Annotated in this window: 10 protein-coding genes; all 10 read right to left on the bottom strand. The window is 56.0% G+C overall.

Going from position 1 to position 14183, the window contains the following annotated elements:
- Window positions 1–6: 6 nt before the first annotated feature.
- Window positions 7–2403 carry a type I pullulanase gene (pulA, locus tag K1558_RS23505; RefSeq protein ID WP_238654244.1) on the bottom strand — a complete coding sequence of 799 codons (2397 nt, stop codon included), beginning with the start codon at window positions 2401–2403 and terminating at the stop codon, window positions 7–9.
- 268 nt (window positions 2404–2671) lie between these two features.
- Complete coding sequence (locus K1558_RS23500; RefSeq protein WP_238654242.1) at window positions 2672–3940, bottom strand: MFS transporter; 1269 nt, start codon at window positions 3938–3940, stop codon at window positions 2672–2674.
- 173 nt (window positions 3941–4113) lie between these two features.
- Entirely contained in the window at window positions 4114–5826 is a 1713-nt protein-coding gene (gene ptsP, locus K1558_RS23495; protein ID WP_238654240.1) for a phosphoenolpyruvate--protein phosphotransferase, read from the bottom strand.
- Window positions 5819–6094: an HPr family phosphocarrier protein gene (locus K1558_RS23490; protein ID WP_238654238.1), complete on the bottom strand. Its 276-nt coding sequence runs from the start codon at window positions 6092–6094 to the stop codon at window positions 5819–5821. The genes ptsP and K1558_RS23490 overlap by 8 nt, the downstream gene beginning before the upstream one ends.
- 99 nt (window positions 6095–6193) lie before the next feature.
- A complete protein-coding gene (gene ptsG / locus K1558_RS23485) occupies window positions 6194–8251 on the bottom strand; it encodes a glucose-specific PTS transporter subunit IIBC (RefSeq protein WP_238654237.1) in 2058 nt (685 codons plus the stop codon).
- A 240-nt stretch (window positions 8252–8491) separates the two neighbouring features.
- Window positions 8492–9367, bottom strand: a complete 876-nt coding sequence (gene glcT, locus K1558_RS23480; protein WP_238654234.1) for a glucose PTS transporter transcription antiterminator GlcT — start codon at window positions 9365–9367, stop codon at window positions 8492–8494.
- A 141-nt stretch (window positions 9368–9508) separates the two neighbouring features.
- Window positions 9509–11128: a hypothetical protein gene (locus K1558_RS23475; RefSeq protein WP_238654232.1), complete on the bottom strand. Its 1620-nt coding sequence runs from the start codon at window positions 11126–11128 to the stop codon at window positions 9509–9511.
- Window positions 11121–11828, bottom strand: a complete 708-nt coding sequence (locus K1558_RS23470) for an ABC transporter ATP-binding protein (protein WP_238654230.1) — start codon at window positions 11826–11828, stop codon at window positions 11121–11123. Before K1558_RS23470 ends, K1558_RS23475 begins: the two co-directional genes overlap by 8 nt.
- A gap of 80 nt (window positions 11829–11908) precedes the next feature.
- Window positions 11909–13507: a flotillin family protein gene (locus K1558_RS23465; RefSeq protein ID WP_238654228.1), complete on the bottom strand. Its 1599-nt coding sequence runs from the start codon at window positions 13505–13507 to the stop codon at window positions 11909–11911.
- Window positions 13507–14043, bottom strand: a complete 537-nt coding sequence (locus tag K1558_RS23460; RefSeq protein ID WP_238654225.1) for an NfeD family membrane protein — start codon at window positions 14041–14043, stop codon at window positions 13507–13509. The genes K1558_RS23465 and K1558_RS23460 overlap by 1 nt, the downstream gene beginning before the upstream one ends.
- Window positions 14044–14183 lie beyond the last annotated feature (140 nt).

The following is a 14183-nucleotide window of genomic DNA, read 5'->3' as shown; positions in this document are numbered from 1 at the left end:
TCAGTTCTAGCTGGTCTGCGGCAGCGGATCAGCCCGTTCGATACGGTGCTCCAGGCTGCGCTCACGTACACTGACCTTGACAACATTCTCCCCGGCCGGACAGTCGATGAAGCGGTCCGAGGCACCGTCCTTCTCCTCCCAGTCATTCAGCCGGAGAATATATCCGATGGAAGCCGTCTCCGGCAGCACCTCTATCCGGGCCACCGCATGGCCGTTCTCCATATGCTGGAAGTCGCGCTGGCCATCCTGAATGCCTGTACCCCATACCCATAGATTCCAGCCCCGGTAATCGCCGTCAGGCCGTTCATAATGAACCTCCACCAGCTTCGACCTTGGTCCCGGCTCGCCGTATTGATCGTAGAGTACCATCATCGACAGACCGGCGACCTCTACACAGCCGCTCTCCGTCTGCCGGAAAGCCTCCGCACCCGCACGGGTATGGTCAACGGCTACATTCCAGCCGCCTGCGGCTTCGGGCAGAGCCTGGGTCACCGGTCCCATGTTGGCATTACAGATGACCACAATATTCTGCCAGGCATCGCCGCCGGCATGATTCTTCAGGATATAGGCCACAACACCGCCGTCGCAGCGCAGGAACTCCAGGCTGCGTTCAATCTCCTGGCGCCCGTGCAGGCGAAAGGCCGGATGGGCCCGCCGCAGCTCGATAAGGCCCTTGTAATACTGGAAGACCGGGATGAATCTCTGTTTGTTCTCCCAGCGGATCGCATTGATCGCGTCCGGGCTGCGGTAGCTGTTGTGATCGCCGAATTTGCTGCGCAGCAGCTCATCTCCGGCGTGAAGGAACGGAATGCCCTGTGAGGTTAGAATAATCCCGCTGGCCAGCAGGGAGCGGCGTACGGTCTCATTCTCCAGCACATTCCGGGTATCCACCGCAAAGTACGGATCAGCCTGTGCAAGGGCAGCCTGCAGATCACCGCCGGCCCGCAGCTTGCCGTTACTAAGCTCGGGCAGACGCGCTTCCCCGCGCAGACCCTGCGTGGCGAGAATTTTGTCCCACAGATTAAGATTGTCATGGGCGGTTACATAGTTCACGGTCTCAACTGGCGAATCGGTGAAATCATGAATCGCCCCCAGAATACCGGCGGCCACTGCCCCTTCCTTCCCCTGCTCGCCTGTGGCGAAGCCCCGGCCCCAGCCGTCACTGTCTCCCTTAATGGCGGAGCGGAAGTTATCGTTAAAGACCGCGTAGCCCTTGCCCTTCTGTGCGCCCTTCAGCGTCTTCGCCCCCAGCGGAGAGTCGCCGCCTGTCCAAGGCTCGCCGTAGAGCAGCAGATTCGGATTGATCTTGAGCCGCAGCTCTTCCGTAATCTCGCGCATAGTGACACTGTCGATCAGGCCCATCAGGTCGAAGCGGAACCCGTCAATATGGTATTCCTTCGCCCAGTAGGCCAAGGAATCCTTAATATACTTGCGGACCATCGGGCGCTCTGTCGCCAGCTCATTGCCGACACCCGAGCCGTTGGATAGCCTGCCGCTGGAATCATGCCGGTAGTAATAATCCGGCACCAGCGGCTGGAAAGGCCCCTGCTCCAGACTATACGTATGGTTGTAGACCACATCCATAATGACCGAGATGCCGCGGCTGTGCAGCGCCTGCACCATCTCCTTGAACTCGCGGATGCGTGTTCCCGGCGTAGCCGGATCAGTGCTGTAGGAGCCTTCAGGCACGTTATAATGCTGCGGATCATACCCCCAGTTGTATTCGGTGAAGAGCGGGGATGCCGGTTCCGCACCCTCTGCTGCAAGCTCATCAACGGTCTGATAATCGAAGACCGGCAGCAGATGGACATGGGTAATGCCCAGCTCAGCCAGATGGTCAATGCCCAGAGAGTGACCTGCCGCATCGCGGAGTCCGCCCTCTGTGAATGCCTTGAATTTCCCCTTATACGTATGCCCGGAGCTCTCATGCATGGAGAAGTCACGGACATGAAGCTCATAGAGGACCGCATCGGCCGGATGAGGCAGAGCCGGGGAAACATCCTGCGCCCAGCCGTCCGGGTCCGTCTCCGCCAGGTCTACGACCGCTGTGCGCAGACCATTGGCCGATACAGCGGTTGCATAAGGGTCTGCTGCTTCATGAATTGAACCGTCTGCAAATACAGCGCGGTACATATAATATTTGCCCTTAAGATTCCCGGGGACCTTAAGCTCCCACACCCCGCCGTCTGCGCGCTGCATCCTTAGAATCTTGCTGCCCTCCCGGTAGCTCCCGGTCCCGGCGGCCAGTCCGTTCCCTCCCGTATCATACAATACAAGAGAGACGGTAAAGGCTGTAGGTGCCCAGACCTTGAACAGGCTGGATTCCGCAGTATACGTTAAGCCCAGATCATTGCCTTCATAGATTCCGACATCGGATTCTGCATTTATATAATTGCTGCTCATAAATATTCACCATCCCCAGGCTCTCCGCAGGAACCGCAGAGAACGAATTCCTATATTGCTAGTAGTCCAAGCTATTTCCACTTTGCCGGCAACTAATACTTGTACGGGGCTGCACCGCTCTGCAGCCGGGTCTTGCCCGAATTCGGTTACTGGGTTCATCTTATCATACGTAACCATAGGTTTACAGGTTTGGGTTAGAGGAAACATTGGTCCTATTTATCCAATATCGGCATCCGGTGCCAGGGAATTAAGACCTAAACCAAGGTGTTCAGGACTTCTGTGACTGCTTGATGTCCTTGTTAGACTTGCGCAGCACCCTCCCGTACAGCGCGATGACAGGAAGCAGCAGGAAGCCGGCGGACAGCAGGGAGGCTCTTATCGAGAAGCGGCTGCCGATATAGCCTACAGCCGGACCGCCTGCGCTCTGACCCAGTGCATCGGTCTGGCTGATCATCGACAGGAGCGTCGCCCGGCTGCGGGCGGGCAGCTTCGTGTTCAGCCATGTCGTATAGACCGGATCGCTCACAGAACCGAGGACGCCCAGGAGCAGCACAGCTCCGACCGCAGTGTAGAAATTGGCGGATAGCGCCAGCATCAGAATACAGCCCGCCCGGGCCAAGGTCAGCAGGAACAGGGCGGCGGCGACGGTCCGCTCCTTGTTCAAATCCAGCAGTCTCTCCGCCAGATGAACCGCCAACAGCCCCAATAATGCAGTCCCTGCACTGATCGCCCCAAACGCGGTGGCCATCGAGAGCATCCCCGCCGGGAAGCCGATGTCGTTCATCAGGTAGATTGGCCACAGCCGGTCATACCCTTCAGACGCAGCACCGCTGAATAAAGTTACAACCGTCAGCAACAGCAGCAGCGGGTGACTTCTTAGAATGGATGCGCCGCTGGCCCAGGTCCTGCCAAGCTCACGCAGAGGCGAAGACTGCGGCGCCCGTTCCCGGCGGGTGAAGCCCGTCTCCTTCATATAACGGATCAAGAGCAGGCCGAGGAGGATGTAGATGGCTCCCCCTGCCAGGAAGGGCATGTTAGGCGCAATGAGTGATAAGCCCACGCTGGCGGCGATGCCCAGCAGAGATGCGCTTAACCCGAACCTTTTGGAACGCATGAACAGCCTCCCTGTCTGCCCCTCCTCCAGTTCATCTACGATCCAGGCGATATCCGAACCGCTGAAGAACGTCCAGCCGATCCCGTACAGCATCTGGGAGATCAGCAGCCAGCCGAATGCGGGCAGAATCTCAGCCGGCATCATCCAGACAATACTGCCCTCCAGGACAAAAGCAATCCCTAATACGAGCATGCCGATAATTACCGACAGCTTGCGGCTGTATGTATCTGCAACCACCCCCGTAATTCCCTCGAAGATCAGCACGGTAACTTCAAGCACCGTCCCGATCAGCACCAGCTGCAGCGGGTTAAGTCCTAGCTCCACTACGTAATAGATGCTGTAGGTTGTGAAGATCGTGCTCGCGGCCAAAGACATCATAAAGGTAATCAACAAGTAAATTTGTGAAGCGCTGAATTTGTGCAAGAATCGTTCCACCTCCGGAAGTAATGGACCCATTATATAAAAATTCCGTAGAACACACGGTTCCAGAATTGCTGTCTTCCTGCAAAACAACCCACAAAAAAACCGGCCCCCTGGAGCGGGAACCGGCAAATGTTGTTGGAAAAGTTGAAAAGACGGAAAACAGAGCTAACGGATTACTTCGCGCGGGACTGCACAAGGGCAGCCACTTCCTCAGCGGTGCCGAGCTGCAGCGCTTCGGCAGCCATCTCCTTCATCTCTGCAGCAGACAGCTTGGAAATCTGGCTGCGTGCCGGCAGGATGGAGGTGGCACTCATACTGAATTCATCCAGGCCTAAGCCCAGCAGCAGCGGAATCGCTGTTGCGTCGCCGGCCATCTCACCGCACATACCGGTCCATTTGCCTTCGGCATGGGCCGCGTCGATGACGATTTTGACCAGACGGAGAATCGCCGGGTTGTACGGCTGATACAGGTAGGATACCTGCTCATTCATCCGGTCAGCGGCCATAGTATATTGAATCAGGTCATTCGTGCCGATACTGAAGAAATCGACTTCCTTGGCGAACTGGTCAGCCAGCACCGCTGTGGAAGGAATCTCCACCATAATGCCGAGCTGAATGTTGTCGGACACTTCTTTGCCTTCTTCACGCAGCTTGGCCTTCTCCTCCAGCAGCAGCTCACGGGCTGCCCGGAACTCGCCGAGCGTAGCGATCATCGGGAACATAATCCGCAGGTCGCCGTGGGCGCTTGCTCTGAGCAGGGCGCGCAGCTGGGTGCGGAAGATATCCTGACGGTCCAGACAGAGACGGATCGCGCGGAAGCCCAGGAACGGGTTCATCTCCTTCGGCAGCTCCAGATAAGGCAGCTCCTTGTCTCCCCCGATATCTAGCGTACGAACAACTACCGGCTTGCCTTGCATATTCTCAAGCACGGTACGGTAGGCGTTGTACTGAATCTCCTCGGACGGCAGCTTGTCGCGGCCCATGTAGAGGAATTCGGTCCGGTACAGGCCGACGCCCTCGCCGCCGTTCTCGATGACGCCGTTCACATCGTTCGGCGTGCCGATATTGGCCGCCAGTTCGACATGCTTGCCGTCAGCAGATACGGTAGGCTCGTCACGGAGCTTTTTCCATTCCGCAATCTGAAGGTCGTAAGCTTCCTGCTTCGCTGTATACTCGGCAACCTCAGCCTCCGAAGGGTTGATCAGCACATCGCCGTTCAGACCATCCACAATGACCAGATCTCCGGCCTTGACCAGCGACATGACGTTCTTGGTTCCGACTACCGCCGGAATCTCCAGCGAGCGGGCCATGATTGCCGAATGGGAGGTCCGGCCGCCAATGTTGGTGGTGAAGCCTTTGACGAAATTGCGGTTCAGCTGTGCCGTATCGGACGGGGTAAGATCCTGGGCAATCACGATAACCTCTTCGCTGATCTCTGCCGGGCTCACATAGTGGATGCCGAGCAGATGGTTCAGCACACGCTTGGTCACGTCACGCATATCGGCGGCACGTTCCTGCAGATAGGCGCTCTTCATGTTCTGGAACATTTCCACAAACTGATTGGCTACTTCATGCAGGGCGTAATCCGCATTCACGGATTCCTCGCGGATTTTGTCCATTACCGGGGTGATCAGCTCAGGGTCATCCAGAATCAGCAGATGGGATTCAAAAATCTCCGCCTTCTTCTCCCCAAGCTCTGCCAGCGTACGCTCCTTGATACGCTGAAGCTCGCCTCTGGACTGGTCCAGGGCGGCATTCAGCTTCGCAAGCTCACCATCCACATCAGTAATTTCGGTCCGGGTAATGGTGTAGTCCGGATGTTCCAGGATAAAGGCACGGGCAACTGCAATCCCTGCGGAAGCCGCGATTCCTGAAAGTTTACTCATGAACTTCTCCCAGCCCTTCCTTGACCATAACTTCCTGCAATGCGCTCAGTGCTTCTGCTTCTTCACTGCCTTCTGTGATCAGCGTCAGCGTATCTCCGGCTTCAAGGCCCAGGGACAGCACGCCCAGGATCGATTTCAGGGTTACCTTCTTGCCTTTGGCTTCAGCAAAAGCCTCAGTGCCTTTGAATTTCGTAGCTGTATTTACCAGCGCGGTTGCCGGGCGTGCGTGAATTCCGTCTTCGTCAATAATTCTGAAAGTTGTCTGCATGATATCATCCATCTCGCTTTCTGTAATTTGGATTCATTATTTATGGTGAAGGCTTGCGCTTCCTTTCATTATAATGGAAGCGCTTCGCCATTGCACATGCTACTGAATGGTGATGATGTCCTTATCGCCAATCGATACCCGGCCCGGCTTCTTCAAGGTGACGCTGGAGCCTTCCGGCAGATTAGAGAAGATGACCGGGGAGATGACCGAAGGCGCATTCGCCTTCACATACTCCAGATCGACCTCCATAATCGGCTGTCCGGCAGCAACCAGTTCGCCTTCCTCAACCAGCACCGTGAAGCCCTGACCCTTCAGCTTCACCGTATTGACCCCGATATGCACCAGGACCTCCTTGCCGCCGTCCGACATAATGCCGATGGCGTGTTTGCTCGGGAAGACGTTGAATACCTTGCCGTATACCGGCGAAGCAATCTTGCCGTCTGCGGACAGGAACGCGAAGCCGTCACCGGTCATCTTCTGGGAGAAGACCGCATCCGGAACCTCCGTAATATCCAGCAGCTCGCCGTTCACCGGGGAGACGATATCCTCCGCGATAATGGCGTCCCCTTGCTCGCCCGCCGCCTGTTCCAGCTCCGGCTGCGGAGCCACAGGCGCTGCGGCAGGTGTTTTGCCGTTCATGACATCTTGAATCTGGGACTTGATGGTGTCCGAACGGGTTCCGAAGATCGCTTGTACGTTGTTACCCACTTCCAGAACTCCAGAAGCACCTAATTTCTTCAGCCGGTTCTTGTCCACACCCGCTTTATCCTTCACTTCCACGCGCAGGCGGGTGATGCAGGCGTCCAGATGAGTGATGTTCTCCGTGCCGCCCAGAGCGGACAGAATGTTGCGCGGGAGATCGTCGCCCGTCTTGGACACGCTCGCTGTGCTTACTTCCTCTTCATCCTCAGACGCATCCTCACGGCCCGGCGTCTTCAGATTGAACTTGCGGATGACAAAGCGGAAGCCGAAGTAGTAGATGACCGCAAGCACCAGACCTACCGGAATGACCAGCCACCAGGCGGTGCGGTTCGGAATAATACCGAACAGCACGTAGTCGATGAAGCCGCCGGAGAAGGTCATGCCGATTTTGACATTCAGGATATGCATCGTCATGAAGGACAAGCCGGCGAATACCGCATGTACAGCGAACAGCAGCGGTGCCACGAACAGGAAAGAGAATTCCAGCGGCTCTGTAATCCCCGTCAGGAACGAGGTCAGTGCGGCCGAGATCATCAAGCTTCCCACGATCCGGCGGTTCTCCGGCTTGGACTCGTGATAGATCGCCAGTGCAGCAGCCGGAAGGCCAAACATCATGAACGGATATTTACCGGTAGTAAAGGTTCCCGCTGTGAACTCCACACCGTCGCGAAGCTGCTGCATGAAGATCCGCTGGTCCCCGCGGACCAGATCGCCTGCCTTGTCGATATAGCTGCCGAATTCGTACCAGAACGGTGAATAGAAAATATGGTGCAGCCCGAACGGAATCAGTGAACGCTCAATGACCCCGAAGATGAAGGCCGACAGCGTCAGGTTCGTGTTGATCATACTCTGCGACACATAGTTCAGCCCATGCTGGATCGGCGGCCATACAATCGTGAGCGCAAGGCCGAGCAGCAGCGAGGTCACCGCCGTCATGATCGGTACGAAGCGTTTCCCTGCGAAGAAGCCCAAATAAGACGGCAGTTCTATGCGGAAGAACCTTTTGTACATGGATGCGGCCAGAATCCCTACCAGGATACCGCCGAACACCCCGGTCTGCAGGGTCGGAATCCCCAGGACCCGGGCATACGCGAAGTCCTTTAAGCTGAGCACGTAATCGTTAACTCCGACTACCGTACCCATGGTCACGTTCATGACCAGGAAGCCGATAATAGCCGCAAGTCCGGCGACACCCTCGCCCCCGGCCAGCCCGATGGCTACGCCGACTGCAAACAGCAGGGAGAGATTGTCGAACACGATTTGCCCGGAATTCATGAGCACCGTGGCAATTGCCTGTACGATATGGTTCTCCAGGGCAGGCACGTATTGCAGGAAGTCCGGATTGACCAGCATGTTCCCGATTCCGAGCAGCAGTCCCGCTGCCGGAAGAATGGCGACCGGCAGCATGAGCGCTTTACCGACTCTCTGCAGGACACCGAATAACTTTTTGAACATTGAATTCACTTCCTTACCCTGAATTTCTTGTAACAGAAAGCCAAAAAAGGCATGAGCAATACAGTACACTGATCGCCCTACTAACGCTACCGTTAGCGTACCCCAAGCCGGGGCAGGACAACCATAATACTGTAAATCACTCATGCCTGATCGTATCAGTTACACGTTGTTATTCTGTTGAATATCTTAACAGGGAACATTGTAGCATCAATGATATGAAGTTGCAAGCGGCAAAATCGACTAAACGTCTTCCTGCGGCTTCATATCTGCCTCATCTTCCTTCTTCTGGGTCAGGCGCTGCAGATGAATCGTCAGATAGCTCACCTCGGCAGGGTATACCGGGATGTGAACACGCTGCTCAATCACCTTGGTCAGCTTCCAGGCAAGCATATACATCTCGGGATACTCGCGCTTCATCAGCCCATCCAGGGAAGAGGTCTCACGCACGGTCTCCCCCCGGCGGAGCCGCTCCAGAACGAACCGCAAATGGGTGACCAGCCTGGAATAGTCCAGGGAATCACGCGGGATGCGGTACTCCAGATTATCCTCCACCAGCCCCACCAGATCGCCGATCAGCTGGGAATGCTGCTTGACCTCGGAGATATGCTGATTGCTCAGCGCACTGACAATATGCAGGGCCACGAAGCCGACCTCATCCGGCGGCAGCGTCACCCCCATCGCCCTGTTGATCCGGTCCACGGCATACTCGGCCAGACTGTATTCCTCAGGATAAATCTCCCGGGTCTCATACAGGAACGGATTATGAATCGCCATCTGCTGCTCGCTTCTGCGGATCGCAAAGGAGATATGGTCTGTGAGCGCAATATGAATATGCTCGTTCAGCGTCTGATGGCTCTTCTGCATAATATGCAGCACAATCTCCTGCACCACTTCAATCAGCTTCTCGTCCACCTGCGGCACCAGCTGCTTATATTGCTCCTGTTCCTCCTGGCTGCGCAGAATAAACATCTTCTCTACGGAGGACAGGCTGATCCGGTCCCGCATTTTGCGGTTGAAGCCAATTCCCTTGCCAATCACCACAACCTCGTCATGTTGGGGATGCTCGGCAATGATTACATTGTTATTAAGCACCTTAGCCACGGTTATGCTGCTCACGGGTCACACCTCTTTGCATTCTGAATCTCCCATCTATTCGGTCACTGCAGCTTCGCGGGTCTGCATCTCATGTTAACCTTGAGCTACTATCATACCATCAGGCCCCGCAAAATAGAAGTGTACGGCAAGGCAGGTGCCGGATCACTTCACCCGGAAGGTGCGGACCGAGAAGCGGCTGACCAGAATCAGGGCAAGCAGCATATAAACGGCAGCAAAGATTACAACAGTCAAGGCCAATATTCCAGGCTCGCTCTGAAGCTGCATCACCACAATGCCCACCCCCAGCACAATGCTGTTCACAATGGTGAAGAACGGATTCCTTACATTCAGCTCCGTAGTGTACGGCTGGAAGATATAATACATGAAGATGTGATGCACCGAATAGAACAGCGACAGCGCTACAATGGTCACATTGAAGATGGCAGCATCCGCTGCCGTCCAGCTCTCGTCCGACAGCAGGATCAGCACATTCACCGCCAGGCAGATGGCCGCAGCGGGAATCAGATTGAGCAGGCTGATGCGCAGCAGCCGGATACGGAAATTGCTTAGAATGGCCTTGCGTTCGCGGTAGAAGCCGTAGCGCAGCAGGCTGAGATCGCAGTTGTAGAACATCGCCTTGCAGACCCTTTCTCCGATGGAGGTGAAATTCATAATGAACAGGAAGGCCGGTAACATACGGATCAGTAGCTGCACAAGTATGGAAAAAGCCTCCCCGGACAACAGCATCGTCAGCACCCCGGCGGCGAACAGCCCGCCGATAATCGCCAGACGCCGCTGAATCGGCTGGATCAGAAAACGCCGGTGGCGCGCGAAGAAAATAGCATTCAGATACGCGTACCCGCTTTTGCCGGAGAATTGGCCGGGCCTGAGCTGCTCTACCGTATACTTCTGCTCCCGGGTAGCAACCTCATTCACCCGCGCCTCCTTCATCATGCGTCCGAGATCGAGCAGCGGATCATCGATTTTGGTAACGGCATCGACAGCCTTCCGGTAATCTCTATACCGTGCGATATAGACTAAACCTAAGGAGCCCAGAATCAGCACACCCAGCAGCACAGGAAGATTGAACAGCATCCCGCTGTCCACGACAACGAAGCCGGGCAGCAGCGGAAGATATGCCAGCAGATATCCTACGCCAATGGAGATCCAGACCCAGCTTGTTTTTTTGACAATAACAATGCCTGTCCGGTCAAATACCAGCAGATGTACCGCCTCGCAGGCGATCCGCCAGAACGTCAGCAGCAGTGCAAGCACGGCCGACTGCCACAGCGGAGCGCCCAGCAGGCTGCCGAACAGCAGCATCGCAGGGAGGAACGTGACCAGAAAGCTGATGCCGCGCAAGGTCAGGGTAGTCCGCATATACCGCTCTGCCGGCAGTCTCATCAGCTTCACGAATATATATTTGTCCCGCTTCGGCTCCAGAATTATGGCACTGGACACCGCACTTGTCAGGAAGCTGATGCACAGCAGAATCTGCAGATAGAGCTGATACTGGACGGGGAGTGATAAGCTTGATTCACGCGCGGCCAGCTTCACCGGAAGATAGATCATGATTCCCAGATAGGCGAACTTGGTTATGAATGCCAGAAGCACCTTCAGAATATGCACCACTACGGATAGCTTCCGCTTCATGGATGTTCTGGAGTAGACTGAAGCCGGCAGCAGCCTGCCGATCAGCGGGAGCTTCCGTATGAAGAACATCAGCCGGTTAGCACCGGACATCCCCCGTATTTCAAGTATGGCCTTCAGTGTCTTAATCATGGTGCTCATCCTTCAAGAGGCCAATGATCTGCTCCTCAAATTCCGGGCTGTGCAGGGTCTCCGCAGGAATCTCCCGCAGCGAGCCGTTGTTCAGAATAACCAGCTCATCGCACAGATCGGCGGCCAGCTGCAGAATATGGGTGGAGAAAATAATAATATGATCCTGCTTCATCTCGCGCAGCAGCTTCTTGATCTCCAGCGCCACCACAACATCGAACGAGGTCAGCGGCTCATCCAGCAGGATAACCGGCGGGCGGGTAATGATGAAGCAGAGCATCTGGATTTTGTTCTTCATCCCGTGGGAGTAGCCCTTGATCAGCCGGTGCCGGTCCTCCTCCTCGAAGCGGATGATTTCGAAGTAATCCTCAATGGTCCGCCCGGGCTCAATCTTGTCCTTATTAATATCCATATAGAACTTCACGAACTCATAGCCAGTCAGGAAATCCGGCAGGATCGGCAGCGAGAAGACATAACCGATATGTTCCTCCAGCAGCGGCAGGCTGACCTCATTCCTCTTCAGAAAAGCACCGCCGCTATCCATCGGAATCTCCCCGCTCAGACAGTTGAACAGCGAGGTTTTACCTGCGCCGTTGCGGCCGAGCAGGCCGTAGATCTTACCTTGCTGGAACGTAAAATCAATCCCCTTCAGCACTTCCTTACCGTCAAAGCTCTTGCGTATATTATCCAAGATAAGCTCCACGCTATCCCTCCATTCTCTATGTACCAAACAGGCATGGCAGGCTTGATGCTGCTGCCGGCCATGCCTGAATGTTCATTCTCTTACTCTTCCGGGTGCACGCCCTTATCACTTATATCCGCCTTAGGGGCTGGAGGGGCCGGGGTGGCCGGGACCGGTCTGGAGACCACAGAGGTGATCGGTTCAGCCGTATGTCTGATCACATTGTTCTGCTCCGGCTTACTTCCTTTGCTGGTGAGTCCCTTAATCAGCGACTCAACATCAATTCCGGATACGCTCTTCAGCATCTCAGGAGCGGTTGCCATCAGTTGAGTGACATAATTGCTGACCCGGGCAGCGCCTTCGCCGTTACCGGTATCCACCACCGTCAGCTTGTCAATGGAAGCCAGCGGCTCGGCGATACGTCCCGCCAGATCCGGCAGCATTTTGACAATGATATCGAGTACGGCCGCTTCGCCGAACTTCTCGAAGGCTTGGGCCAGCTTCTCTTTGGCTTCGGCTTCGGCCAGACCGCGCAGGCGGATAACCTCTGCCTCCGCTTTACCTTTGGCCAGCTCTGCATCCGCAACGGCCTGACCTTCCAGACGCTTCTGCTCGGAGGTTGCCTGAGCCTGCTTCTCGATGCTGTACTGCAGGGCGTCAGCTTCGCGCATCCGCTTGGCCTTGTCGGCCTCTGCCGCCTGCTCAACCGCATAGCGGTCCGCTTCGGCCTTCTTCTTGACCTCTGCGTCATATTGCTTCTCGCGGACCTGGATTTCCTTCGCCTGAATGTCGATTTCGCGTTCCTTGCGGACCAGCTCGACCTTCATCTGCTCTTCTACCACCGTCTGCTTGGCACGCGCTTCCTGAATGTGGTACGCCTGGTCAGCTTCCGCCTTGGCGGTATCCTGGTCACGCTTGAACGCTGCAACCTTCAGCTGATTCTCCTTGGAGGCTTCGGCGATATTGGTATCGCGCAGCAGCTCCGCCTTCTGCCCCTGCTCTTCAGCATTGGCCTTCTGAATCCGCGCATCGCGCAGCGCTTCCGCTTCAGCGATCTCCGCATCACGCTTCACTGCGGCAATCCGCGGCTTCCCGAGCGCTTCCAGGTATCCGTGCTTGTCACGGACATCCTTAATGGTGAAGGAGACGATCTGCAGTCCCATCTTCTTCAGGTCGCGGGCGGCAACGCCCTGAACCTCCTGGGCGAACCGGTCGCGGTTCCGGTAGACCTCTTCTACGGTCATCGTCCCGAGAATCGCCCGCAAATGTCCTTCCAGTACTTCCTGTGCTTCACTCTTCAGCGAGTCAATCGGCTTGCCCATGAATTGCTCGGCTGCCGTTGCCACATCTTCAGTGGAGCTGCCCACCTTGATGATGGCTACCCCGTCGGCGATAACCGGCACCCCCTGCTCGGTGTAGACCTCAGGGGTCGTTACGTCCAGCTTATGGGAGAGCAGGGACATGAACTCCGCCTTCTGGAAGACCGGCAGGATGAAGGCACCGCCGCCGCGGACGATTTTGATTTTGCGGCCGGAGCCGTCATCCGAAATATGATTCTTACCAAGGAAGGAACCGGTTACGATCATGCCCTCGTCGGGTCCGACGGTCTTGTACCGCGCCCAGAACGCAAGTCCGAGGACAAGCAGGACGCCGATGACAACGGCAGGGATAAGTACGGCTTCTGGAATATTCTCTAGCATTATGAATCCTCTCCTCTTCTCTTTTCAAATTCTGACACTAGGGCCACGCCTTCGCGGACGTCCACGACAACCACCTTGCTGCCGGCCGGCAGTGCCTGCTCTTCGAAGCTGGCTGCTGTATGCAGACTGTTGCCTGCGCCGAACTTCACCATAATCTCTCCATAGCCCGCAGCGGGAACCGGTACGGTAACCTCACCGATCCGCCCGGGTAATTCGCTCATGGAGAAGCCGTTCGACATCTCGCTGTTGCGCATCGGTCTCACCACGAGCAGATGCATGAGCACCCCCATGAAGGCCGAGATCAGCAGCGCCAGAGCAAGGATGATGCCATCCTCCAGCCCGCTGTAGCGGTTCAGCAGCACGCCTGCTCCGCCGAAGACCGTCACCGCTCCCGCTACGATCGAGGGGTTAAAGAAGTCGAAGGACGGCATGTGAAAGATCCCGTCCAGCGCGCTCCCGATCAGGTCGCCTATAACTACACTGACAACGGCAAATAAGATCCCAAGTACCAAACAGCCCAAATACAGCGTTTGCATATCATTCTCCTCCCGTCGTTACTTCCGGACTGCCATACCAGTATAAACGCAGCAACCACGTCCTTGGTTTCACAAACTTGGGGATTCCTCTCATTAATGTATGTAGGGAGCGGCAAAATTAACGGTGTTCCTCTATATTT

Source organism: Paenibacillus piscarius (assembly GCF_022234545.1).
Lineage (GTDB): Bacteria > Bacillota > Bacilli > Paenibacillales > Paenibacillaceae > Paenibacillus_AQ > Paenibacillus_AQ piscarius.
The sequence above is the reverse complement of the archived record's forward strand: the minus strand, read 5'-3'. Positions and strand labels throughout refer to the sequence as shown.